At 70.5% G+C, this 24,054-nt stretch carries 22 protein-coding genes; 14 read left to right on the forward strand and 8 right to left on the reverse strand.

Annotated features, from left to right (window positions below; genetic code table 11):
* Window positions 1-32 precede the first annotated feature (32 nt).
* Genes ACWDAG_RS39835 through ACWDAG_RS39845 form a run of 3 tightly spaced genes read left to right on the forward strand, consistent with a single transcriptional unit; the run spans window position 33 to window position 1,906 of the window.
* Window positions 33-476 (forward strand): hypothetical protein, encoded by a 444-nt coding sequence (locus ACWDAG_RS39835; protein ID WP_450700443.1) that lies wholly within the window; start codon window positions 33-35, stop codon window positions 474-476.
* 1 nt (window position 477) lies between these two features.
* Complete coding sequence (locus ACWDAG_RS39840; RefSeq protein ID WP_450700444.1) at window positions 478-798, forward strand: hypothetical protein; 321 nt, start codon at window positions 478-480, stop codon at window positions 796-798.
* Window positions 799-841: 43 nt separating this feature from the next.
* The gene (locus ACWDAG_RS39845) at window positions 842-1,906 is read left to right on the forward strand and encodes an ATP-binding protein (protein ID WP_450700445.1); all 1,065 of its coding nucleotides are present in this window, start codon (window positions 842-844) and stop codon (window positions 1,904-1,906) included.
* Here the strand turns inward: ACWDAG_RS39845 and ACWDAG_RS39850 are convergent.
* The 5 genes from ACWDAG_RS39850 to ACWDAG_RS39870 form a co-directional block, all read right to left on the reverse strand.
* Complete coding sequence (locus tag ACWDAG_RS39850; RefSeq protein WP_450700498.1) at window positions 1,887-2,342, reverse strand: organic hydroperoxide resistance protein; 456 nt, start codon at window positions 2,340-2,342, stop codon at window positions 1,887-1,889. The genes ACWDAG_RS39845 and ACWDAG_RS39850 overlap by 20 nt on opposite strands.
* A 113-nt stretch (window positions 2,343-2,455) precedes the next feature.
* Window positions 2,456-2,932 (reverse strand): MarR family winged helix-turn-helix transcriptional regulator, encoded by a 477-nt coding sequence (locus tag ACWDAG_RS39855; protein ID WP_450700446.1) that lies wholly within the window; start codon window positions 2,930-2,932, stop codon window positions 2,456-2,458.
* On the reverse strand, window positions 2,929-3,690 hold the full coding sequence (locus ACWDAG_RS39860; protein WP_450700447.1) for an energy-coupling factor ABC transporter ATP-binding protein: 762 nt from the start codon (window positions 3,688-3,690) through the stop codon (window positions 2,929-2,931). Before ACWDAG_RS39860 ends, ACWDAG_RS39855 begins: the two co-directional genes overlap by 4 nt.
* The gene (gene cbiQ / locus ACWDAG_RS39865; protein WP_450700448.1) at window positions 3,678-4,439 is read right to left on the reverse strand and encodes a cobalt ECF transporter T component CbiQ; all 762 of its coding nucleotides are present in this window, start codon (window positions 4,437-4,439) and stop codon (window positions 3,678-3,680) included. The genes ACWDAG_RS39860 and cbiQ overlap by 13 nt, the downstream gene beginning before the upstream one ends.
* 1 nt (window position 4,440) lies before the next feature.
* Window positions 4,441-5,487 carry an energy-coupling factor ABC transporter permease gene (locus ACWDAG_RS39870; protein ID WP_450700449.1) on the reverse strand — a complete coding sequence of 349 codons (1,047 nt, stop codon included), beginning with the start codon at window positions 5,485-5,487 and terminating at the stop codon, window positions 4,441-4,443.
* A gap of 161 nt (window positions 5,488-5,648) precedes the next feature.
* Here ACWDAG_RS39870 and ACWDAG_RS39875 point away from each other — a divergent pair, with 161 nt between their 5' ends.
* The gene (locus ACWDAG_RS39875; protein WP_450700450.1) at window positions 5,649-5,996 is read left to right on the forward strand and encodes an SsgA family sporulation/cell division regulator; all 348 of its coding nucleotides are present in this window, start codon (window positions 5,649-5,651) and stop codon (window positions 5,994-5,996) included.
* A 104-nt stretch (window positions 5,997-6,100) separates the two neighbouring features.
* Here the strand turns inward: ACWDAG_RS39875 and ACWDAG_RS39880 are convergent, their stop codons facing one another.
* The 3 genes from ACWDAG_RS39880 to ACWDAG_RS39890 all read right to left on the reverse strand — a co-directional run bounded on the left by ACWDAG_RS39880 (window position 6,101) and on the right by ACWDAG_RS39890 (window position 11,397).
* Window positions 6,101-7,774, reverse strand: a complete 1,674-nt coding sequence (locus ACWDAG_RS39880) for a penicillin-binding transpeptidase domain-containing protein (protein ID WP_450700451.1) — start codon at window positions 7,772-7,774, stop codon at window positions 6,101-6,103.
* A 99-nt stretch (window positions 7,775-7,873) separates the two neighbouring features.
* Window positions 7,874-9,502 (reverse strand): penicillin-binding transpeptidase domain-containing protein, encoded by a 1,629-nt coding sequence (locus tag ACWDAG_RS39885; protein WP_450700452.1) that lies wholly within the window; start codon window positions 9,500-9,502, stop codon window positions 7,874-7,876.
* Between the two features lie 143 nt (window positions 9,503-9,645).
* Complete coding sequence (locus ACWDAG_RS39890; protein WP_450700453.1) at window positions 9,646-11,397, reverse strand: dolichyl-phosphate-mannose--protein mannosyltransferase; 1,752 nt, start codon at window positions 11,395-11,397, stop codon at window positions 9,646-9,648.
* A gap of 95 nt (window positions 11,398-11,492) precedes the next feature.
* Between ACWDAG_RS39890 and rsmI the strand changes: the two genes are divergently transcribed.
* From rsmI to ACWDAG_RS39940, 10 genes are all read left to right on the forward strand, one after another.
* On the forward strand, window positions 11,493-12,353 hold the full coding sequence (rsmI, locus tag ACWDAG_RS39895; RefSeq protein ID WP_450700454.1) for a 16S rRNA (cytidine(1402)-2'-O)-methyltransferase: 861 nt from the start codon (window positions 11,493-11,495) through the stop codon (window positions 12,351-12,353).
* 246 nt (window positions 12,354-12,599) lie between these two features.
* The gene (locus tag ACWDAG_RS39900) at window positions 12,600-13,016 is read left to right on the forward strand and encodes a hypothetical protein (RefSeq protein ID WP_450700455.1); all 417 of its coding nucleotides are present in this window, start codon (window positions 12,600-12,602) and stop codon (window positions 13,014-13,016) included.
* Window positions 13,017-13,062: 46 nt separating this feature from the next.
* A complete protein-coding gene (locus ACWDAG_RS39905) occupies window positions 13,063-13,959 on the forward strand; it encodes a TatD family hydrolase (protein ID WP_450700456.1) in 897 nt (298 codons plus the stop codon).
* 164 nt (window positions 13,960-14,123) lie between these two features.
* Window positions 14,124-15,518, forward strand: coding sequence for a ubiquitin-like domain-containing protein (locus ACWDAG_RS39910; RefSeq protein ID WP_450700457.1), 1,395 nt, complete (start codon window positions 14,124-14,126; stop codon window positions 15,516-15,518).
* A gap of 200 nt (window positions 15,519-15,718) precedes the next feature.
* Complete coding sequence (gene rsmA / locus ACWDAG_RS39915) at window positions 15,719-16,609, forward strand: 16S rRNA (adenine(1518)-N(6)/adenine(1519)-N(6))-dimethyltransferase RsmA (RefSeq protein ID WP_450700458.1); 891 nt, start codon at window positions 15,719-15,721, stop codon at window positions 16,607-16,609.
* Window positions 16,606-17,508 carry a 4-(cytidine 5'-diphospho)-2-C-methyl-D-erythritol kinase gene (locus ACWDAG_RS39920; RefSeq protein WP_450700459.1) on the forward strand — a complete coding sequence of 301 codons (903 nt, stop codon included), beginning with the start codon at window positions 16,606-16,608 and terminating at the stop codon, window positions 17,506-17,508. The genes rsmA and ACWDAG_RS39920 overlap by 4 nt, the downstream gene beginning before the upstream one ends.
* A 258-nt stretch (window positions 17,509-17,766) precedes the next feature.
* On the forward strand, window positions 17,767-18,546 hold the full coding sequence (locus ACWDAG_RS39925; protein WP_450700460.1) for an MHYT domain-containing protein: 780 nt from the start codon (window positions 17,767-17,769) through the stop codon (window positions 18,544-18,546).
* Between the two features lie 148 nt (window positions 18,547-18,694).
* The gene (locus ACWDAG_RS39930; RefSeq protein ID WP_450700461.1) at window positions 18,695-20,686 is read left to right on the forward strand and encodes a sensor histidine kinase; all 1,992 of its coding nucleotides are present in this window, start codon (window positions 18,695-18,697) and stop codon (window positions 20,684-20,686) included.
* A 164-nt stretch (window positions 20,687-20,850) separates the two neighbouring features.
* Window positions 20,851-21,990 (forward strand): peptidoglycan recognition protein family protein, encoded by a 1,140-nt coding sequence (locus ACWDAG_RS39935; RefSeq protein WP_450700462.1) that lies wholly within the window; start codon window positions 20,851-20,853, stop codon window positions 21,988-21,990.
* A 110-nt stretch (window positions 21,991-22,100) separates the two neighbouring features.
* Window positions 22,101-23,903 (forward strand): ABC-F family ATP-binding cassette domain-containing protein, encoded by a 1,803-nt coding sequence (locus tag ACWDAG_RS39940; protein ID WP_450700463.1) that lies wholly within the window; start codon window positions 22,101-22,103, stop codon window positions 23,901-23,903.
* Window positions 23,904-24,054 lie beyond the last annotated feature (151 nt).

The raw sequence follows: 24,054 nt of genomic DNA on the forward strand, positions 1-24,054 counted from the left end.
TCCCCCCAGAGCGGGGAAGGAAGGGAGAAGCCATGCCGCGTTCGCACCGCTCCGAGTCCCGCGAAGGCCCTGAGGGCGGCGAGCCCCGCACCCGTGGGCTGCTCGAGCTGGCCGGCGCCGCGTTCCGTGGGGAGTACATCCTCCCGCAGGTCGCGGACCGGCTCGTGGAAGCACAGCGCAGGGTGGAGGCGGGACGCCCCCAACTGCGCGCCGTGCTCACGTACGGCGAGGTGATCGCCTTCTTCAGGGGCAGCCGCGCGCAGGCGCCGCCGAACACCGTGCCCGTCGTGCTCAGGCACCGTCAGGGACGGGGGTACCTCGTGCAGGCCTTCTGGTGGGAGCGAGGCGGTAGGCCTCCGAGGCGCCGCGCCGACGCAGGGCCCGAACTGGTCTGCCGGGCCGAGGAACTGGACGAGGAGCTGACCGAGATGTTCGACGGCAGGGACACGATCATCTTCGCCGGAAGGGAGGGTTGAGATGCTGGATCCCTTCTCGGCCTCGGTCCTCGGCGCCGCCGCCTTGATCGGGCCGCTCATCGGCGTCGCCATCGTCGCCGTGCTGACCGTCCGCTACCTCCGGAGCTGGTGGCAGGCCCGTCTGGAGAGGCGGCGCATCAACCCCCGGCTCCGGTTCGTCACGGTGCGGGACGACGCGAGCTTCGGCAACGCCACATACGTCCAGGGTCTCTTCGACGACGACCAGCACCGGTTCGTCGACTCGCGTCGGATCTGGGCGTCCGGCGCCGACGAGGATGTCCGCCGCGCGCACGGGCGCAATCCCGTCGCCGTCTGGACATGACGCCCACCACAACCATCCTCGAACACGATGACGAGGTCGCGCGATGACTGCGAACGGCACACCTGCCTTCACGGTGACCGGTATCCCGCGTGGTGCCGACGACATGTACGCGAGTGTGCTGCGCACTCAACTCATCACCGCCATGGGGAGGTTCAGCAGCCGGCACGGCACGGGGCCGCTCGCGGTCACGGTGACGAATCAGCCTTCGCAAGAGGCCGGAACACCAGAACCCGACGGGAGCGGGCCGCACTCCGACGTGCTCTCCATCGAGGAGCGGGCGTCGTACTTCACCGCTATCGACCCGGAACACACCTTCGACCGGCTGGTACTTCCCGAGGCGGCCGTGGATCGGCTGCTGCGCGCCGTGGACATCGTCGAGCGCCGCCATGAGCTGTTCGACGTGTGGGGTCTGCGGGCGATCGAGCCGCACCCGAGTTCGGCGATCAACCTGTACGGCCCGCCCGGCACCGGCAAGACGCTCGCGGCGCACGCGGTCGCCGCCCGGCTGGGGCGCCGCATCATCGCCGCCCGCGCGTCCCAGCTGGAGAGCAAGTACCACGGCGAGGGCCCGAAGAACCTCGACGCGCTCTTCCACGCGGCGGCGGCGCAGCGCGCCGTGCTCTTCGTCGACGAGGCGGACTCCCTGATGTCCGCCCGGTTCGAGGCCACCAGCCACGGCTCTGAGCAGGCAGTGAACGCCATGCGCAGCGAACTGATCACCGCTCTCGACCGGTTCGAGGGGCTCGTGCTGTTCGCCACCAACTTCGTGACGAGCTACGACACGGCTTTCGACAGCCGCCTCTGGCAGGTTCACTTCCCGCCACCGGACGTTGCGGCCCGTACGGAGATCTGGCGCCGTCATCTGCCCGCAGCGCTGCCTCTCGCGCCGGACGTCTCGCCCCAGGCGCTGGCCGCGATCGACGACGTCGTCGGGCGGGACATCTGCCGTGCGGTGATCGACGCCGCGGCGGACGCGCTGCACCGGGGCGACACGCGGATCGGGCACGCGGATCTGGTGGCTGCGGTCGAGCGCATCAAGGCGGCCCGTCCGGACCGCACTCTGCCGCAGCCGCCTTCCGGCGGGCAGATCAGCCCAGCAGAATCGTGACGTCGATGTTCCCGCGGGTCGCGTTCGAGTACGGGCACACCTCGTGCGCCGCGTCCACCAGCTGCGCAGCGACCTCCTGGTCCAGCACCGGGAGCGAGACGCTGAGGGCGACCGCGAGACCGTAACCGCGCTGCTTGTTGGGGCCGATGCCGACCTTCGCGGCGACCGTGGAACCGGTGAGGTCGAAGCCGGAACGGCGGCCCACCAGCACCAGCGCGTTGTGGAAGCAGGAGCTGTAGCCGGCCGCGAACAGCTGCTCGGGATTGGTGCCGTTGCCGTCCCCGCCCAGCTCCGGCGGCATCGCGACCCTGACCTCGATCTGCCCGTCCTGGCTGGTGACGTAGCCGTCCCGGCCGCCGTGCGCGGTCGCTTCCGCGACGTACATGATCTTCGTCGGTCGGGTGTCGACGGTTTCGACGGCCGGATCGTCACTCATGGCGCTCATGGCTGGCCCCCCATAACAAGTGCGCGCGAGTACATCGTGCACAAGATACTGGCTGGTAGGTCAGCAGCCGGTACCTGGGGGTGGCAACCAGGGGTAACCCGAGATCAGGGGTGTGTGGCCGCCGTGGCCCGCGCCGCCAGGCGCCAGAGCTCCTCGCGCAGCCGCGCGACCTCCGGCGCATCGAGGCCCGTCGCCGCGAGCAGCGCGCCCGGTACGCACGCCGCTCGCTCCCGCAGTTCCGCCCCGCGCCCCGTGCACGCGACCAGCACCGAGCGCTCGTCGTGCGCCGCGCGCTCCCGGCGCACCAGGCCCGCCGCCTCCAGCCGCTTCAGCAGGGGCGAGACCGTGCCGTAGTCGAGCCGCAGCGCGGTCGCCAGCTCCTTGACCGGGATCTCGCCGCGCTCCCACAGGACGAGCAGGACCAGGTACTGCGGGTAGGTGAGGCCGAGTTCGTCGAGGAGCGGGCGGTAGGAGGACGTCACCGCCCGCTGGGCCGCGTACAGCGCGAAACACAGTTGGTCGTCGAGCAGCAGCGAGCCCTCGGAACCCGTCCCGGCCGCCGTATCGTCCTCGTTCGTCACGCGCCCATTGTCACGGACCGCGGGTCGAAACCGAAGGGCAGCTCCAGGCGATGGGCCCGCATCAGGTCCTCGTCTCCGAGCAGCTCGGCCGTCTTGCCGTCCGCCGCGATCACGCCCTCGCTGAGGATCAGGGAGCGGGGGCAGAGCTCCAGGGCGTACGGCAGGTCGTGGGTGACCATGAGGACGGTGACGTCCAACGAGCGCAGGATGTCGGCCAGTTCGCGTCGGGAGGCCGGGTCGAGGTTGGAGGACGGCTCGTCCAGGACGAGGATCTCCGGCTCCATCGCGAGGACCGTCGCGACGGCGACCCGGCGCCGCTGTCCGAAGGAGAGGTGGTGCGGGGGCCGGTCCTTGAACTCCGCCATGCCGACCTGCGCGAGCGCCCGGTCTACGCGCTCCTCCAGCTCCGGCCCCTTGAGCCCGGCCGCCGCAGGACCGAACGCCACGTCCTCGCGGACCGTCGGCATGAACAACTGGTCGTCGGGGTCCTGGAAGACGATGCCGACCTTCCGGCGGATCTCCGCCATGTGCTGCTTGCCGACGGGCAGCCCGGCGACCGTGACCGTGCCCGCGCCGCCGGTCAGGATGCCGTTGAGGTGCAGTACGAGGGTCGTCTTGCCGGCACCGTTCGGCCCGAGCAGCGCGACCCGCTCGCCGCGCGCGAGCGAGAAGTCGACGCCGAACAGGGCCTGGTGGCCGTCGGGGTAGGCGAAGGCGAGGCCGGAGACCTCCAGCGAAGCAGTACTCACAGGGTCCATCCCAGCAGGCAGACGACGAGGGCGGCGAGGGGGAGCGTGAGGGCGTACGACCACTGCGCCCGGGAGGCGGTCACTTCGTCGATCACCGGCATCGACCCCGCGTATCCGCGGCTGACCATGGCCAGATGGACGCGCTCCCCGCGCTCGTAGGAGCGGATGAACAGGGCGCCGGCCGACTTCGCCAGCACGCCCCAGTGCCGGACACCGCGCGCCTCGAAGCCCCGGGACTCCCGCGCGATCCGCATCCGCCGCATCTCGTCCGTGATGACATCGCCGTAGCGGATCATGAAGGACGCGATCTGCACCAGCAGCGGCGGGAGCCTCAACCGCTGTAGTCCCAGCAGGAGTTCGCGGAGTTCGGTGGTGGAGGCGAGGAGGACGGAGGCGGCGACACCCAGCGTGCCCTTGGCGAGCACGTTCCACGCGCCCCACAGGCCGTTCACGCTCAGGGACAGCCCCAGGACGTCCACCCGCTCGCCCTCCGCCACGAACGGCATCAGCACCGCGAACGCGACGAACGGCACCTCGATCAGCAGCCGCTTGAGCAGGAACCCGGCGGGCACCCGCGCGAGCTGTGCGACGACTGCGAGCAGCACGGCGTACAGGCCGAACGCCCACACCGCCTCCCGCGGAGTCGACACCACGACCACCACGAACGCGAACGCCGCGGCGAGCTTGGTGTGCGGCGGCAGGGCGTGCACGGGGGAGTGCCCGTGCCGGTAGAGCCGGTGCGCGTGTCCCGCTCCCATGTCACAGCCCCGTGTTCGCAGGGGAGACGTCCGCGCCGCGCCGCCTGCGCACCGCCCAGAACACCGTGCTGCCCGCGACGACCGTGACACCGACGCCGATCAGGCCCGCCACGCCCTTGGAGACGCGGCCGTCGGTGATGTCCTTGACGCCGTAGCCGGCGAGCGGGGAGTCGGCGGAGGCGTGCTTCTCGGTCTTCTTGTCGATGCCTTGGTCCTGGGCGACCTTCATCAGGCCGTCGGGGTCGGCGTTGGCGTAGAAGCTGACGAAGCCCGCCAGGACGAGGGAGGTGACCAGGCCGGTGACCCACAGCCCGCGGCGGGAGGTGCGCGCCAGGGCGGGCGCCGGGCGGGTCGAGGGGGCGTCCACGAGTTCGCCGTTCACCCGCAGCTTGAGCTTCTGCTCCAGGCCGCGCGCGCCGTACACGAGATCCGGGCGTACGGCGATCACCGCGCCCACGGTCAGCCCCGTGATCGCCGCTTCCCCGATCCCGATCAGCACATGTACGCCGATCATCGCGGTGGCGACCTTGCCGATGGAGACGTCCGTCGTACCGCCGACGGCGTAGATCAGCGTGAAGGCGACCGCCGCGGCCGGGACCGACAGGAGCGCGGCGACGAAGGAGGCCACGGTCACCGAGCGCCGCCTGCGCGGGAGCACCTTCACCAGGCCCCGGAAGACGGCGTACCCGACGACCGTCGTGACGATCGCCATGTCCGTGATGTTCACGCCGAGCGCGGTCAGACCGCCGTCCGCGAAGAGGATGCCCTGCATCAGCAGGACGACGGACACGCACAGGACGCCGGTGAAGGGGCCGACGAGGATCGCGGCGAGCGCGCCGCCGAGCAGATGGCCGCTGGTCCCCGCCGCGACGGGGAAGTTCAGCATCTGCACGGCGAAGATGAACGCCGCGACCAGCCCGGCCAGCGGTGCCGTCCGCTCGTCCAGCTCACGGCGGGCGCCGCGCAGGCTCACCGCGATGGCGCCCGCGGCGACGACTCCGGTCGCGGCGGAGACGGGGGCGTTGATGAATCCGTCAGGCACATGCACCGTTCGATGATAGTGCCTTGTTGCGAACTACTTGCAAGAGCGACGGGCTCGTGACGGGAGTTGTCCCACGCCAAGGGGCGTGCTCGGGAAAATATGGGACATTAGGAGGGGGTGGACGCACAAGTTCCACACAGGACACGCAGCGTGAGAGGGCCGTCACGATGTCTGTAGTCGAGCAGTACGCACGAGCCCACCTGGTCACGGATGCGGCGGTACCGGAGGACGAGACGGTGCCGGTGGTCCTGCGCTACGACCCCGACGTCGACCCGCGCGAGGTGCGGGTCGGGCTGCCCGGGGCGGACGAATGGAGCTTCTCGCGTTCCCTGCTGGAACAGGGGCTGCGGGCGCCTGCCGGCAGCGGTGAGGTGCGGGTGTGGCCCTGCGGGCGGGTTCAGGCCGTCGTCGAGTTCCACTCGGCTACAGGTGTCTCGGTTGTGCAGTTCGAGTCGAAGACTCTGCTGCGGTTTCTGCGCCGCACGTATATGGCTGCGGCGCCTGTTTCCCGGTGAGTCGTCTGCGGCGCCGTTGGGGCTGGTCGCGCCCACGCGGCGGAGCCGCAAATCGGCACAGCCCCGCGCCCCTTCGGGGCGCCCCCAAGGGGCGCCCCATCAGCTCAGCCGCCCATCTTGAGAAGTGCCGCCACGATCGGGCCCGCCGTGTCGCCGCCGTGGCCGCCTGCCTGGACCACGCCTGAGGCGGCGAGGTCGCCGCAGTAGGCCGTGAACCAGCCGTTCGGCTTCTTCTGGCCGTCGACCTCGGCCGAGCCCGTCTTGGCGCCGCAGCCGGACATGCCCGCCATCGCCTTGGCCGCCGTGCCGTACGAGGCCGTGTAGGACATGACCTCCTTGAGTTCGGCCTGCGTCTTCGACGACATCGTGCGTGAGGCCTTCGCCAGTGTGCGGTGGTCCACCGACGGGGCGACCAGGTACGGCTGGTGGAAGGTGCCGCTCGCCACCGTCGACGACACCGACGCCATGTTCAGCGGGTTCATCCGCACCCCGCCCTGCCCGATCAGCGAGGCACCCATCTGCGCGCCGCTCATCACCGGGACCGAGCCGTCGAAGGTCGGGACGCCGATGGCCCAGTTGTTCAGGCCGAGGCCGTAGACCTGCTGGGCCTCCTGCGTCAGATCGCTGTTGGACAGCTTCGGCGCGAAGTTGATGAAGGCGTTGTTGCAGGATGCCCCGAAGGCCAGCTTGAACGAGCCCTGCTTGATCTCGGAGTCGTCGTCGTTGTGGAACGTCCAGCCCGCGAGCTTGTACGTCTTGGGGCAGGGGTGCGACTGGTCGGGGTGGACGAGGTTCTTCTCGAACAGCATCGTCGACGTCACGATCTTCATCGTGGAGCCGGGGGCCAGGGAGCCCTGGAACGCCACGTTGAAGCTGGGGCTGTGGTTCGCCACGGCCAGGATCTCGCCGGTGGACGGGCGCATGACGACGACCGAGGACCTGTCCTTCGCGGCGACCTGCTTCTCGGCTGCGGCCTGGAAGACCGGGCTCAGCGTCGTGTTCACCTTGCCCGGGGTGCCCTTGGTCAGCGTCAGCAGCGTCTTGTCGGACAGCTTGGCCTTCTGCGACGCCTTGCCCCGCACCACGTCCAGCTCGACGCCCGCCTTGCCGCCGGCGGTCTTGCCGTACTTCTCCCGCAGACCGTCCAGGACCGGGCCGAGCGAGGGGTACTTGGCGGTCGTCAGTTCGCCGCCGTGCCGGTCGTACGCCTTGACCGGGGGCGTCCCCGCCTCGCCGGTGACCAGGGTGTCGCCGTCCTTCAGGTCGGGGTGGACCACGGAGGAGTGCCAGTCGACGTACGGCTTGCCGTCCTCCTTCTTGCGTACGACCGTCAGCGCGCTCCGGTACGAGAGCGGCATCTTGGTGCCCTTGTAGGTGACCGTGCCCTTGACGGTGAAGGGGACCTTGTCGCCGGTGCGGGTGCCCTCGGTGAGGGTGGCGCCGGTGATGTGGGCGTCCTTGGTGAAGCCGGTCAGCAGGGTGGTGGCCGCCGCCGGGTCGTTGGTGGCGGCGGCGGCCTGCGTCGCCTTCCCCTGCTGCCAGGACGTGAGGAACGTCTCGGCCGTCGTCCGGACCTCCGTGGCCGACAGCGGACCGGTCTTGACCTTGGGCTTGTCGTCGGTGGACGAGGACGCCGCCGACGACCGGTCGTCGGCCGCCGAGCCGCCGGTCAGCGCGTAGACGCCGACGCCGGCGCCGATGACCACCACGGCGATCATCCCGCCGACCACTGCGGGTTTGGTGTTCCGTCGCTCGGCGACGCGCCTTCTGTTGCCCACTGTTCCCGTTCCTCCGAGAGATCCCCAGGGTCCCCGTTGCCCACATCCATCCCAACCAACGACGGCAACAGCCTAGAGTCCCTTCCTCAACGGGTGACTTCAGGAGCCCGTCCGTAGCACAGCTGCGACAATCGGCCCGGCCGCCGTGCCGCCGTGGCCGCCCTCCTCGGTCATGGCCGCCGCCGCGAGGTCACCCCTGAAGCCCGTGAACCAGCTGTTGGACACGGCTTGGCCGTCGACCTCCGCGGAACCGGTCTTCGCGCCGATGTCCCCGCTCAGCCCGGCCATCGCCTGTGCCGCGGTGCCCTGGGTCGCGGTGAGACGCATCATCTGCTTCAGCTGCGCGGCCGTGCTCGCGGGCAGACCCTTCGCGGTGGCCAGTTCACGGTCGTCGAGCTTCGGCGACACCAGATACGGCTGCCGGAACGTGCCGGTGATGGCGGTCGCGGTGACCGATGCCATGTTCAGCGGGCTCATCTGGACCTGGCCCTGGCCGATCGCGTTCGCCGCCCGGTCCGGGCCGCTGACCGCGGGGACCTTGCCGTCGAAGGAGACGATGCCGGTCTTCCAGTCGTCCCGGCCGAGCCCGAAGCGGTCCTGGGCCTCCGTCGTCAGCGAGGAGTCCGAGAGCGGCTTCTCGTCGATGAGCTTGATGAAGGCGGTGTTGCAGGAGCGCAGGAAGCTGCCTGCGAGGGTGGCCTTCTCGTTGGGCTGCATGCCCTTGAGGTTCTTGAAGGTCTGGCCCTGCCACACCGCGTCCGAAGTGCAGGGTGCCGGGCCGTTCATCGAGGTCACGCCGTTGTCGATGAGCATCGCGGCGGTGATGATCTTCATGGTGGAGCCGGGTGCCACCTCGCCCTGGAAGGCCGCGTTGAACTGGTCCCTGCGGTGGTTGGCGACTGCGAGGACCTCGCCGGTGCTGGGCTTGACGGCCACCACCGACGACTGCGCGAACTTCTTCACCGCCGTTTCGGCCGCGGCCTGCGCGCTCGCGCTGATCGTGGTCTGCAGCCGGCCCGCTCTGCCCTTGGCGAGGGCGAGCAGCGAGGTGTCGCCCGCGTCCGGGGACTGGTGCTTGATCGCCAGCTCGATGCCGGGGGTGCCGCCCGCCTTGTCGCCGTACCGCTCGCGCAGGGTGTCCAGGACCGGGCCGAGCGAGGGGTACTTCTCCTTCGTCAGTACGGCCCCGTTCCGGTCCACGGCCTCGATCGGCGGGTTCGCCGCCTCGCCGGTGAACAGGGTGTCGCCCTTCTGCAACTGCGGATGGACCACGGACGGCCGCCAGTCGACCAGCGCCCGCCCGGTGGTCTTCCCGCGCACGACGGTCAGCTCGCTCTTGTAGGCCAGGTGCTTGGACTTGCCCCCGTAGGACACCGTCGCCCTGACCGTGTAAGGGATCGTCGCGCCGTGCGCCGCACCCGGCGTGATCTTCACTCCGGTGATGTGCGCGGCTTCGCCGAAGGAGGTCAGCAGCGGTTCGGCCGCAGCGTCGTTGTTCGTGTACGTCGCCGCCTGGGCCGCCTGGCCCTTCTCCCAGGCCGCGAAGAACTTCGCCGAGGTCTCCTTGATCTCGTCGCCGCTCGGCGGTCCGGTCTTCACGGACGCCGATCCGCCCGAGCCCCCGTCGCCGTTCAGCGCGGACACGATGTTGTACGCGCCGTATCCGGCACCGCCCACCATCACGGCGAAGACGCTGCCGATGACGGTGATCTTGACCCCCTTGCCCATGAAGGGCCCCCTCCCCGTTCCCCGTTGGTCCCTCGCACTGTATGTGGCGCGAGGGGGAGCTGTGAGGGGTGTTTCCCTATGTTGTGTCCGTTCGGATACTCAGAGGTACTCACAAAGGGCTCAGAAAGGGCGCAGGAGGTCCGCTATACCCAGGTGTCCAGCCACATACGTGAACGCCAGTCGTCGATCGGGATGGTGGTCCCGGTGTACAGCGGCCAGAAGTAGATGAAGTTCCAGGCGATCAGCAGGACCAGTACGCCCGCCCCCGTCGCGCCCGCCACCCGGCGGGTGTCGCTCGACCCCGGCGGTCCGATGATCGCGCCCAGCAGCATCGCCACCGCCAGACACAGGAACGGCACGAAGACGACGGCGTAGAAGAAGAAGATCGTCCGCTCCTGGTACAGGAACCAGGGCAGATAACCGGCCGCGATGCCGCAGGCGATGGCGCCCGCCCGCCAGTCGCGGCGCAGCAGCCAGCGCCACAGGATGTACAGGACCGCGAAGCAGGCCACCCACCACAGCAGCGGGGTGCCGATCGCCAGGACCTCGCGGGCGCACTTCTGGCCCGCGTCGGCGGGACAGCCGTCCTTGCCGGGGGAGGGGGACTCGTAGAAGTACGAGACCGGGCGGCCGTCGACGATCCAGCTCCAGGGGTTGGACATGTAGGTGTGCGGCGAGTGCAGGTTGCGGTGGAACTCGTAGACCTCGTGCTCGTAGTGCCACAGGCTGCGCCACCAGTCGGGGAACAGCCAGGTCCAGTTGCCGCCCCTGCCGTCGGTGGCGGCCCAGTTGCGGAAGTAGCCGCCCTTGCCGTTGGTGGGGGAGAGGATCCAGCCGGTCCAGGAGGCCAGGTAGGTGACGATCGCGACCGGGACCGTGGCCACGAACGTGATCGCCGTGTCCGGCAGCACCGCCTTGTACGGGTTCCCGGCGCCGGCCACCTTGCGGGAGCCGATGTCCCACAGGACCGCCATCAACAAGAACGCGACCATGATGTACAGGCCGTTCCACTTGGTGCCGATGGCCAGGCCCAGCATCAGGCCCGCCAGCCAGCGCCACGGCCGCCAGCCCAGGCGGGTGGTCTCGGCGATGTGTGCATCGGGGCGGACCCGGCCGTCCCCCTCCGCCCCGGCGGACTGCTGGAGCGCGGCCGCGAGTTTCTCGCGTGCCTTGTCGCGGTCGATGACCAGGCAGCCGAACGCGGCCAGCACGAAGAACATCAGCACGCCGTCCAGCAGCGAGGTGCGGGCCATCACGAAGGCCAGCCCGTCGACCGCCATCAGCCCGCCCGCGAGGCAGCCGAGGAAGGTCGAGCGGAAGATGCGGCGGCCGATGCGGCACAGCATCAGGACCGACAGCGTGCCCAGCAGCGCGGTCATGAACCGCCAGCCGAACGGGTTGAACCCGAAGATCAGCTCCCCGAGCCCGATGACGTACTTGCCGACCGGCGGATGCACGACGTACGCCGCGTCCGTGGGGATCCTGACGTGCCCGTTCAGCGCCAGGATCTGGTCGTTGGCGTTCTTGTCCCAGTTGACCTCGAAGCCGCGGTGGACGAGCGCCCAGGCGTCCTTGGCGTAGTACGTCTCGTCGAATATCACCGCCTTCGGGCTGCCCAGATGCCAGAACCGCAGCACGCCCGCCATCAGCGTGACCAGCAGCGGGCCGCCCCAGGCGGACCAGCGCGTGATCCGCTCGGCGAGCGCCGGCGGCGCCCCGAGGACCTGCCACACCCGCGGAGCGGGCCGCACGTACGGCGGCACCAGACGCTCGCGGACGTCGCTTCTCGGCCCGGCCGTGTAGCCGAAACGACGCAGCCGCTGCTGCCAGGACGGCTGCTGGTCCTGAGGGCTCTGGCCTTGCCGGGTGTCCGGGGAGGACGCGGTACTGGTCACCGCGCCATCGTAGGGAACCGTTCTGTGTGAGTCCCGTGCATGGGCGGTAAGGGCTCGGATGCGTCCCCATCGGTGGGCCCTGGGAGGATGGGGGAGTGACCGGAACCCTCGTACTCGCAGGCACCCCCATCGGCGACATCGCGGACGCGCCGCCCCGGCTGGCCGAGGAGCTGGCGGGGGCCGATGTCGTCGCCGCCGAGGACACCCGACGGCTCAGGCGGCTGACGCAGGCGCTGGGTGTCACGCCCAAGGGGCGGATCGTGTCGTACTTCGAGGGCAACGAGACCGCCCGTACGCCCGAACTCGTCGAGGAGCTCGTCGGCGGTGCGCGTGTGCTGCTCGTCACCGACGCCGGGATGCCCTCCGTGTCCGACCCCGGGTACCGGCTGGTCGCCGCCGCCGTCGAGAAGGACATCCGCGTCACCGCCGTGCCCGGCCCCTCCGCCGTGCTCACCGCGCTCGCGCTGTCCGGGCTGCCCGTCGACCGGTTCTGCTTCGAGGGGTTCCTGCCGCGCAAGGCCGGTGAGCGGTTGACCCGCCTGAAGGAGGTCGCCGAGGAGCGCCGGACCCTCGTCTACTTCGAGGCCCCGCACCGCCTCGACGACACCCTCGCCGCCATGGCCGAGGTCTTCGGGGCCGATCGGCGCGCGGCCGTCTGCCGGGAGCTCACCAAGACGTACGAGGAGGTCAAGCGGGGCGGGCTCGGCGAGCTGGCCGCCTGGGCCGCCGAGGGTGTGCGTGGTGAGATCACCGTCGTCGTCGAGGGCGCCCCGGAGAAGGGTCCCGGGGAACTCGACGCCGCCGAGCTGGTGCGCAGGGTGCGTGTGCGGGAGGAGGCAGGGGAGCGGCGAAAAGAGGCCATTGCGGCGGTTGCGGCGGAGGCCGGGCTGCCCAAAAGGCAGGTGTTCGACGCGGTTGTGGCCGCGAAGAATGCCAATTCGGCCAGTGCTTCGTGAGGCTTTCGTGAAGTGGGCCACACGCCCTCTGAGCAGGGCGCATCTCGCCTGAGCAGGCGCCCCACAAACAGGCAAAGCAAGGTCGTGAAAAGCAAAGCCCAGACCCCCTGAGCGAGGGTGGTATGGCAAGGAAAATCCAAATCGGCTCCAACAGTCGACAGGGCTGATGCATTCGCTCCGCCGAAAGCGTCCACTGGTTGAAGGGACGCACCCGTCCCTTGGTCCAGCAGATCAAGAGGAGCTGGCATGAGCGAGATCGCAGGGCAGTCCGGCCTCCGCGGCGCGGCCACCGCAGTCGTCCACGAGTCGTACTCCTTCGCCTGCATGCGCTGCGGGCACGGCTGGGAGCAGTCGTACGAGATAGAGCACCACAACGACGCCGAGGGCCACGAGTTCGTGATGTACGTGGCCGAGGGGCAGGTCGTGCCGTCTCCGCTGTCCAAGCCCACCTGCCAGAACTGCGACAGCCACGTCGTACGGATCATGCGACCCGGGCAGGTCTCGTCGGTGCGCGACGCGGTGCACAAGCAGCAGCGGCGGACACCGCAGAGCGAGGCGCAGGAGGCCGCCACCGAAGGTGCCGAGGGCGCCGAGGCCGGCGAGCGGGACCACCACTGGCATCTCTCCGATCTCCTGCACCCCTTCCACCGCAAGGCGAGCTGACAGCTCCGGCGGCGGGGCGGGCATGCCCCTTTCGTAGGATCGGAGCATGCCCTCCTCCAGCTCCGGCGAGAAGACCGTCGAGAAGAACGCGGCGCCGCCGCTCCCGGAACCCCTCCGGGTGGCCGTCGCCGACTCCCACACCCACCTCGACATGCAGAACGGCACGGTCGAGGAGGGCCTCGCGAAGGCCGCTTCGGTGGGCGTGACGACGGTCGTGCAGGTCGGCTGCGACGTTCGGGGCTCGCAGTGGGCCGCCGAGACGGCGGGACTGTACGACGCCGTCCACGCGACCGTGGCCCTGCACCCCAACGAGGCGCCCCGCATCGTGCACGGTGACCCCGACGGCTGGTCGAGGCAGGGCGCACGCGAGCCGGGGGGCACGGCGGCGCTCGACGAAGCGCTCGCCGAGATCGACCGCCTGGCCGCGCTCCCGCAGGTCAAGGGCGTCGGCGAGACGGGCCTCGACTACTTCCGCACCGGCCCCGAGGGCAAGGAGGCGCAGGAGGCCTCCTTCCGCGCCCACATCGAGATCGCCAAGCGGCACGGCAAGGCCCTCGTCATCCACGACCGCGACGCCCACGCCGATGTGCTGCGCATCCTCAAGGAGGAGGGCGCCCCCGAACGTACGGTGTTCCACTGCTACTCCGGGGACGCGGAGATGGCTCAGGTGTGCGCCCGCGCCGGGTACTTCATGTCCTTCGCCGGCAACGTCACCTTCAAGAACGCCCAGCATCTGCGGGACGCGCTCGCCGTGGCCCCGCTGGAACTGGTCCTGGTGGAGACCGACGCGCCCTTCCTGACACCGGCGCCGTACCGCGGACGGCCCAACGCTCCGTATCTCATTCCGGTCACGGTGCGTGCCATGGCCGCCGTGCGCGACATCGACGAGGACGCGCTGGCGACGGCCCTCGCGGCGAACACGGCCCGCGCCTTCAACTACTGAGCGTAGCCATTCATAACCCTCCGATAACGCCCGGGCGACCTCGCATCCGTGTCGGGTGTAACTCTTGGTGATCACGCCGCTTTGGAGAGTGATACGGGCTCCGCTAGGTTCTGGTGCCCGATCCGGACCCCTCTGGACCCCTACGGCCCCTGGAGCGCGTCGGCGTGAGCAACTCGCAGTACTGGCAGTACTCGCAGTACGGGACGTATGAGGCGTACGACCCGGCGTATCCGCCGGCGTACGCCTACGACGTGCACAGCGCGCAGACCCTGGCCTACGGGGTGCCCGGGGCGTACGAGGACACGTACCGGCCCGCCTACGAGGCGGTCGAGGTACCCGAGCCGCCGCTTCCGCGGCAGGTGGGGAGCGCGGCGGGCGAGGAAGTGCCCCCGCCCGCCGCGCGCGCCGGAACGGGACACAGACGGCGGGCCGCACGCCGACGCAGGGCGCGGCCCATCGATCTCCCGGACGGCTCGATGCGCCGGCTGCTGCCGCAGGCGCTGGTCGTCGCCTTCCTGGCCGGCGGCACCACCGCCTTCGTCGCCAAGGACAAGGCCATCGAGCTGAACGTCGACGGCAAGCCACGCACCCTGCACACCTTCGCCGACGACGTGACCGAGCTGCTCGCACAGGAGAGCGTCGACGTGGGGGCGCACGATGTGGTCGCGCCCGCCCCCGGCACGGCGATCCGCAGCGGTGACGAGGTCGTGGTGCAGTACGGGCGCCCCGTGCGGCTCACCATCGACGGGCACCGGCGCGAGGTGTGGACGACGGCGGACACCGTGCAGGAGGCGCTGGAGGAGATGGGGGTGCGAGCGCAGGGCGCGTATCTGTCCGCTGCGCGCTCCCGGCACATCGGACGCGCCGGGCTCGCGCTCGACGTGCGCACCGAGCGCTCCGTCACGGTCATGGCCGACGGCCACGCCCGCACGGTCCGCACGAACGCGGCGACCGTGCAGGAGGTCGTCGAGGAGGCCGGGATCTCCCTGCACGGCGAGGACACCACCTCCGTCCCGGCGGACAGCTTCCCGCGCGACGGGCAGACCGTCACCGTGCTGCGGGTCACCGGCACCAAGGAGATCCGCGAGGAGGAGATCCCGTTCAAGGTGCAGCGGGAGGACGACCCCGGACTGTTCAAGGGGACGGAGGTCGTCGACCGGGTGGGACAGCCGGGGCTGCGGCGGATCACGTACTCCCTGCGCATCGTCAACGGCGTCCGGCAGAAGCCGCGCCTGACCGGCACCGAGGTGGTGCGCGAGCCGCAGCCGCAGATCGTGAAGGTGGGCACGAAGCCGCTCCCGACGTCCGTGCGCGGCGCCGACGACCTGAACTGGAAGGGCCTCGCGGCCTGCGAGTCGGGCGGCCGGCCGCACGCCGTCGACCCCTCGGGAACCTACGGCGGCCTCTACCAGCTGGAGTCCCGCACCTGGCAGAGCCTCGGCGGCACCGGCCGCCCCCAGGACGCGTCCCCGGCGGAGCAGACGGCCCGTGCGAAGAAGTTGTATGTACGGCGGGGGGCATCCCCTTGGCCCCATTGCGGGGCGCGGCTGCACGGGTGAGGGGGCTGTTTTCGGTTGCTTGTCGTCTGCGGGCCGGTGGGGGCTGATCGCGCAGTTCCCCGCGCCCCAAAGGGGCGCGGGGCTGTATTGATTTGCGGCTCCGCCGCGGGGCGCGACGAGCCACGACGTGCCCGCAGGCGATCGACGGCCAATCGCGGCACCGAGCGAACCGCTCGGTGCCGCCACGTACCCTTGTCGCCGTGAGCAGCAGCCCCACCCCCGACGCCCTCCTGGGCCCCGCCGACGTCCGCGAACTGGCGGCAGCCCTCGGTGTGCGCCCCACCAAGCAGCGCGGTCAGAACTTCGTGATCGACGCGAACACGGTTCGGCGCATCGTGCGCACCGCCGACGTACGGCCGGACGACGTGGTGGTCGAGGTGGGGCCGGGGCTCGGCTCCCTCACCCTCGCGCTGCTGGAGGTCGCCGACCGCGTCACCGCCGTCGAGATCGACGACGTACTGGCCGCGGCGCTGCCCGCCACCATCGCGGCCCGCATGCCCGAGCGCGCCGACCGTTTCGCGCTCGTCCACTCGGACGCGATGCACGTGACCGAGCTGCCGGGCCGCGCCCCCACCGCACTCGTCGCGAACCTCCCCTACAACGTCGCCGTCCCCGTCCTGCTGCACATGCTGGAGACCTTCCCGAGCATCGAACGCACCCTGGTGATGGTCCAGTCGGAGGTCGCTGACCGCCTCGCCGCCGCGCCCGGCTCGAAGGTGTACGGCGTCCCGTCCGTGAAGGCCAACTGGTACGCCGAGGTCAAGCGGGCCGGCGCCATCGGCCGCAACGTCTTCTGGCCCGCCCCGAACGTCGACAGCGGCCTCGTCTCACTGGTCCGCCGCACGGAGCCGCTCAAGACCACCGCCTCACGGCGCGAGGTGTTCGCTGTGGTCGACGCGGCCTTCGCCCAGCGGCGCAAGACCCTGCGGGCCGCGCTCGCCGGCTGGGCCGGGTCGCCCGCGGCGGCGGAGGCGGCCCTCGTCGCCGCCGGGGTCTCGCCGCAGGCGCGCGGGGAGGCCCTGACCGTCGAGGAGTTCGCCCGTATCGCGGAGAACCGTGTCGAGGACAACGAGGAGTCCGGTCAGCAGTGAGTGTCACCGTCCGCGTTCCCGCCAAGGTCAACGTCCAGCTCGCCGTCGGGGCCGCCCGCCCCGACGGGTTCCATGACCTGGCCAACGTCTTCCTCGCCGTCGGGCTGTACGACGAGGTGACGGTCACGCCCGCCGACGAGCTGCGTGTCACGTGCGAGGGCCCGGACGCCGCGCTCGTCCCCCTCGACCGCACGAACCTCGCGGCGCGCGCCGCGCTGCTCCTCGCCGAGCGCCGGGGCATCGAGCCCGCGGTCCATGTCCACATCGCCAAGGACATCCCCGTCGCGGGCGGCATGGCGGGCGGCAGCGCGGACGGCGCCGGTGCGCTGCTGGCCTGCGACGCACTGTGGGGCACCCACGCCTCCCGTGAGGAACTCCTCGACATCTGCGCCGAGTTGGGCAGCGACGTGCCGTTCAGCCTGGTCGGCGGGGCGGCGCTCGGGACCGGGCGGGGCGAGAAGCTCACCGCGCTCGACGTCGGCGGGACCTTCCACTGGGTGTTCGCGATGGCCGAGCGCGGGCTGTCCACCCCGGCGGTCTTCCGCGAGTTCGACCGGCTCACGGAGCACGCGGACGTGCCCGAGCCCGTCGCCTCCGAGCCGCTGCTCGACGCCCTCGCCGAGGGCGACCCCGACGCGCTCGCCGCCGCCGTCTCCAACGACCTCCAGCCCGCCGCGCTCTCCCTCTTCCCGGAGCTCGCCGACACCCTCGCCGCGGGCCGCACCGCCGGTGCGCTCGCCACGCTGGTGTCGGGGTCGGGGCCGACGACGGCGTTCCTCGCGCGCGATCCGGAGTCCGCGGCGAAGGTGGCCGAGGCGCTGCGCACGTCCGGTACATGTCGTTCTGTCCGCGCCGCGTCGGGGCCCGCGCCGGGCGCCACCGTGATGGCCGGAAACTGACCTCCAGTCAGGGCCTCCAGACGATCCCCCGAACCTCCTCAGACTCTTCACCGTCTCGGGGTTGACTGCATAAACATGCAGGCCAGGTGTTAGCTACGCCACAATAGTTTAATGTTCACCAATGCGCTCCGTGGTCCTTTTCGTGCCCTTTGCCCCATGAAAACGGCTGACATGATTCGGCCAACTCCGGTCCCCCTTACCGGTGGTACTTCGTGCGCGCGGCACCCCCGTCCGCGCCACGGGCGAGAGGAAATCCCCATGGGCCACATGGATCACTTCAGTGCCGGCTGGGTCACCCCCGTCCTTTCCTATGCGATGGCGTGTGTCGGTTCGGCCCTCGGGCTGCGCTGCACCGTCAGGGCGCTCGAAGCCGAAGGCGCCTCGAAACGGAACTGGCTGACGCTCGCCTCCGTCGCCATCGGCTCGGGCATCTGGACCATGCACTTCATCGCCATGCTGGGCTTCAGCGTCGAGGGCACCCCGATCCGCTACGACATCCCGCTCACCGTCCTCAGCCTGCTGATGTCCATCGGCGTGGTCGCCGCCGGCGTCTTCACCGCCGGATACGGCAAGTCCCGCGTCACCTCGGTCGCGTTCGGCGGACTCGGCACCGGCGTCGGTGTCGCGGCCATGCACTACACCGGCATGGCCGCGCTCAATCTGCACGGCGAGGTCGACTACGACCCCGCACTCGTCATCGCGTCCGTCGCGATCGCGGTCGTCGCCGCGACGGCGGCGCTCACGCTGACGCTGGTGGTGCGGGGCGGGGTGCTTGCCGCTCTGGCCGCGCTGGTCATGGGGCTCGCGGTGAGCAGCATGCACTACACCGCGATGTACGCGGTGAGCATTCAACTGTCGCCCAGCAGTGTGGGGTTGGCGGGCGCCACGCCGACCGAGTTCATCTTTCCGTTGGCCGTGGTGCTGGGGTCGTTCTTGTTCCTTGCCGCTGCGTACGTTGCGTTGTCGCCGACCGGGAAGCGGCATGAGTCGGCTGTTGCTGCGGAGATTCTTCGTGAGGTCGAGCTGGCTACTGCGTGAGCGCCAACGGGCCTGCCGTGCCATGAGGTTTGGCGTGTGCGGGTTCGTCGTGGCTGGTCGCGCCCACGCGGCGGAGCCGCAAATCGACACAGCCCCGCGCCCCTTGAGGGCGTTGTACGCACCCGAACCACCAATCTGAGGTCCCCTCATGCGCACTCTCCGTACCGCCACCGGCAGGCTCCGGCCCAGATCCGTCCGGGCCAAGATCGTCTCCCTGCTCATGCTGCCCATCGTGTCCCTCATGGCCCTGTGGGGATTCGCCGCAGTGACGACCGCGTCCAGCATCGGTGACACCGAGCGGGCCAAGGACGTCAACGCCGAACTGCTCACCCCTGTCAGCGAGTTCGTCACCGCACTGCAGGCCGAGCGGACCGCCGTCATGGGGCACCGGTCCGTGCCCGCCGATGTGGGCAAGGCCACCGACCGGGCCGCCTCCGCGCTGCTCGACGGCATCAACGCCTCCAGCTCGGACGCCGCGCTGCTCGACGCGAGCCTGCCGCGGCGCATCGAGACGCTGAAGGGCGAGGCCGCGGGGATCGTGCGGGTGCGCAGCGACGCGACCGCGAAGGGCGCCAAGTCCTCGACGGCGTACACGCTGTACTCCGCGATCATCGAGGACGCCTTCGCCGTCGCGGGCGGGCTCACCGGGGACCACAGCACCGATGCCGCGTCCGACGCGCGCGTGGTGCTCGAACTCGCCCGCGCGCGTGAGGCGTTGGCCCGCGAGCAGGCGCTGCTCGGGGCGGCGCAGGCGGACGGGACGCTGACCCGGCAGCAGTACACGCAGTTCGTCGGCGCGGTCGCCACCCGGCGCCAGCTGCTGCGGCCGGCGGTCGCCGACCTCAAGCCCGAGCACCAGGCGGCGTACGAGGAGATCCTGGACGGCGACGCCTACGCCGGGCTCCAGGCCGTGGAGAACCGGGTGCAGAGCGCCGGTCCGGGGACTTCCGCCGTGGCGTCGGGGCTACTGAGCGGCTGGGACACGGACGTCACCCGGACGCTGAAGGACCTGACCGCCGCCGAGACCGGCGCCGGTACGGGCGCCACCGCCCAGGCCGACCCGTTCGGCTGGAACACCCTCGGCGCCTCCGGTGTCGCCGTGGTGCTCGGTCTCGTCGGTGTGCTGCTGTCGCTGCTCGTGTCCGTGCTCGTCGGGCGCGGCCTCATCGTCGAGCTGCTCGACCTGCGCAACGACGCCCTGGAGGTGGCCGGACGCCGACTGCCGCAGGCCATGCGGAGGTTGCACGCCGGGCAGGGCGTCGACATCGACGCCGAGGCGCCGATGCGCCGCCTCGTCGGTGACGAACTCGCCCAGGTGGGCACCGCGTTGACCGCCGTGCAGCGGGCCGCGCTCAAGGCGGCCTCCGAGCGCGCGGAGCTCCTCAGCGGTATATCCGGCGTCTACGTCAGCCTCGCCCGCCGCAGCCAGGTCCTGCTCCACCGCCAGCTGGATCTGCTGGACGGCATGCAGCGCCGCCGACAGGACCCGCAGGAGCTCCAGGACCTCTACCGTGTCGACTACTTGGCGACTCGCATGCGCCGCCACTCCGAGTCCCTGCTGATCCTGTCCGGCATCGCCCCCGGCCGCGGATGGCGGGACCCGATCCCGCTGGCGGACGTGCTGCGGGCGGCCGTCGCCGAGATCGAGAACGCGCCGCGCGTGCAGATCTGGGCCGTGCCGAAGGTGTCCGTGGTCGGCGGTTCGGTCGCCGACGTCATCCACCTGCTCGCCGAACTCGTCGAGAACGCCGCCGCGTTCTCCCCGCCCAGCACCCAGGTGCAGCTGCGCGCGGCCCGGATGCGCGACGGTGTGCTCATCGAGGTCGAGGACAGCGGCTTCGGCATGAACGAGCAGGCCTTCGCCGACGCCAACCGCAAGATCCAGTCCGAGAAGGTCGACCTCCTCGACGCCAAGCAGATCGGCCTGTTCGTGGTCAACCGGCTGCGCGAGCGGCAGGGCCTGCGGGTGGAGTTGCGTCCCTCGCCGGGCGGCGGTGTCACGGCCGCGGTCCTCATCCCCGAGGCGCTCATGCGGGACGACATGCCGGTGGGCGAACAGGTAGTCGGCGGACGCGGACTGGCACCGGCGGCGGCGCTCATCCAGCAGCAGCGGCCGGGGTTCGGCGGCGCCGGGGCGTGACCACGTCTTCGCGCTATCTCCACACCAAGTACCGCGAAAGCAGACGTGAGGGAAACCAAGGGCCTCTAGGGTCACCTGACACTTCGAGCGCCACACGGTGTCCGGCCTGTCGAACGCCGCCCGGCGCCCTGTCGAGTAACCCCCTTGAAAGGCAAGGCACGTCCGTGTCCGAACAACCCCCCACTCCCTCGCACCGCCGCAAGCGCTCTCTCTCCCGTCGTGGCGCGATCGGTGCCGCCGCGGCCGTGGCCGGCGCGGCCGCCGTGACCCCGGCGGTCTTCGCGGCCACCGACTCCGGCTCCGTTGACGGAGACGGCACCGGTTCCGGCGGCACCGGTTCCGGCGGCACCGGTTCCGGCTCCTCCGGTACGACCCCGGAGAAGTTCCCCGCCACCCGGACCGAGGCCGCCACCGGCACCGGCGAGGTCACCACCGCCTTCGCCGCCTCCTATGTCGGTGTGCGCTGGTCCGGCGCGAAGGACGGCGCCGAGATCCGCCTCGCGGACGGTGACTGGCAGACCGTGACCGCGGGCTGCTCGGCCGTCGAGGACGGGGGCAGCGCGCTGGTGGCGGCCCAGAACGCCACCACCTATGAGGTGAAGGCGTCGGGCGGAGTGTCCGACGTGGCCTCGCTGGCGATCGACGTCACCGACGGCCCCGGCCGCACCTTCCACGTGCCCAGCGAGCCGACACGCGTACGTGGTGTGCGCTACCTCTCCCGCCCGGCGTGGGGCGCCGACGAGTCCAAGCGGTACAAGGACGGCAAGGTCAACTCGCCCGAGAAGTACTACCCGCTGCAGATCATCACGGTCCACCACACCGCCACGCCGAACAACGATCCCGACCCCGCCGCGACGGTACGCGCGATCTACGAGCTCCACGCGATCACCAACGACTGGGGCGACATCGGCTACCACTTCCTCATCGACGAGTCCGGCACCGTCTACGAGGGCCGGTACTCCGGCGACGACGGCATCCCCGCCTTCAACCCGGACGGCGACCTCGTCACCGGCTTCCACTCCGTGGGCTACAACTCCGGCGCCCTCGGCATCGCCCTCCTCGGCACGCTCACGGAGAACGGCCCCACGGACGCGGCCAAGGACTCCCTGATCCGGCTGATCAAGGTGATCTGCCGGTTCAAGGGCCTCGACCCCCAGGCGAGGGTCACCTACGTGAACCCCGTCAACGGCACGAAGAAGGACACGAACACCATCGGCGGCCACCGCGACTACTTCGCCACCGAGTGCCCCGGCCAGGTGATGTACGACCTGCTCGGCGAGATCCGCGCGGCAGCAGCCCGCTGATCTGCGGTGATTCGCCGCGGGATCGGTCACCGACCGGCGCACATTAGGCTGGGAGGCTGACCCCGCGGCGCAGCCGCATGTCGAAACACAGCCCCCTGGGCAGGAGCGTAATGGCCGTCAATCTGGTCAATGTCGAGAACGTCAGCAAGGTGTACGGCACTCGTGCCCTCCTCGACGGCGTCTCCCTCGGCGTCTCCGAAGGCGACCGGATCGGGGTGGTCGGGCGCAACGGCGACGGCAAGACCACCCTGATCCGCATGCTGGCCAAGCTGGAGGACACCGACACCGGGCGGGTCACCCACTCCGGCGGGCTCCGCCTCGGCGTGCTCACCCAGCACGACTCCCTCGACCCGCAGGCCACCGTGCGGCACGAGGTCATCCGGGACATGGAGGACCACGAGTGGGCGGGCAACGCCAAGATCCGGGATGTGCTGACGGGCTTGTTCGGCGGGCTTGATCTCCCCGGCTTCCCGCAGGGGCTGGACACCGTCATCGCGCCCCTCTCCGGCGGCGAGCGGCGCCGTATCGCGCTCGCCAAGCTGCTCATCGAGGAACAGGACCTGATCGTCCTCGACGAGCCCACCAACCACCTCGACGTCGAGGGCATCGCCTGGCTCGCCCGGCATCTGCGCGAGCGCCGCTCGGCGCTGGTCTGCGTGACGCACGACCGGTGGTTCCTCGACCAGGTCTGCACACGCATGTGGGACGTGCAGCGGGGCGTCGTCCACGAGTACGAGGGCGGCTACTCCGACTACGTCTTCGCGCGCGCCGAGCGCGAGCGCATCGCGGCCACCGAGGAGGTCAAGCGGCAGAACCTCGTCCGCAAGGAGCTGGCCTGGCTGCGGCGCGGTGCGCCCGCCCGTACGTCCAAGCCGCGCTTCCGGGTCGAGGCCGCCAACGAGCTCATCAAGGACGTACCGCCGCCCCGGGACAGCAGCGAGCTGATGAAGTTCGCCTCCTCGCGGCTCGGGAAGACCGTCTTCGACCTGGAAGACGTCACCGTGCAGGCCGGACCCAAGGTGCTGCTCAAGCACGTCACCTGGCAGCTCGGCCCCGGCGACCGCATCGGCCTGGTCGGCGTCAACGGCGCCGGCAAGACGTCCCTGCTGCGGGCCATGGCCGAGGCGGCGCGGACCGAGGGCGAGACACAGCCCGTCGGCGGGCGGGTCGCCGTCGGCAAGACCGTCAAGCTCGCCTACCTCTCCCAGGAGGTCGCCGAGCTGAACCCGAACCTGCGGGTCCTGGAAGCCGTGCAGCAGGTGCGCGAGCGGGTCGACCTCGGCAAGGGGCGGGAGATGACCGCCGGTCAGCTGTGTGAGACGTTCGGCTTCAGCAAGGAGAAGCAGTGGACGCCCGTCGGTGACCTGTCGGGTGGTGAGCGCCGCCGCCTGCAGCTCCTGCGCCTGCTGATGGACGAGCCGAACGTCCTCTTCCTCGACGAGCCCACCAACGACCTCGACATCGAAACCCTGACCCAGCTGGAGGACCTCCTCGACGGCTGGCCCGGCTCGATGATCGTCATCTCCCACGACCGGTTCTTCGTCGAGCGCACCACCGACCGCGTGTTCGCGCTGCTGGGTGACGCCACGCTGCGGATGCTGCCGCGCGGCATCGACGAGTACCTGGAGCGGCGCCAGAAGATGGAGGAGGCGGTCGCGGCCGCCTCGCCCGTCGCGGCCAAGGCCGCCCCCGAGAAGAGCGCCGCCGACCAGCGCGCCGCGAAGAAGGAACTCCAGAAGATCGAGCGGCAGTTGGACAAGGTCTCCGAGAAGGAGACCAAGCTGCACGCCCAGATCGCCGAGAACGCCACCGACTTCGCGAAGGTCGCCGAACTCGACGCCCAGCTGCGGGACTTGGCGGGCGAGCGCGAGGACCTGGAGCTGCGCTGGCTGGAACTCGCCGAAGACGCGTGAAGTTCGCATGAAGGCCGAGTGCTGTGTTTTCTGGGGGGACACCCCCAGACCCCCACGCATAACGAGGGCATCACGGGCCGGTTCTCCCTTGGGAACAGGGGCTGAATCGGCCCGGTGTGCTGTCAGTTGCAGGTGATAGAAAGAGGACTTG

This window comes from Streptomyces sp. NPDC001157, from assembly GCF_053598255.1.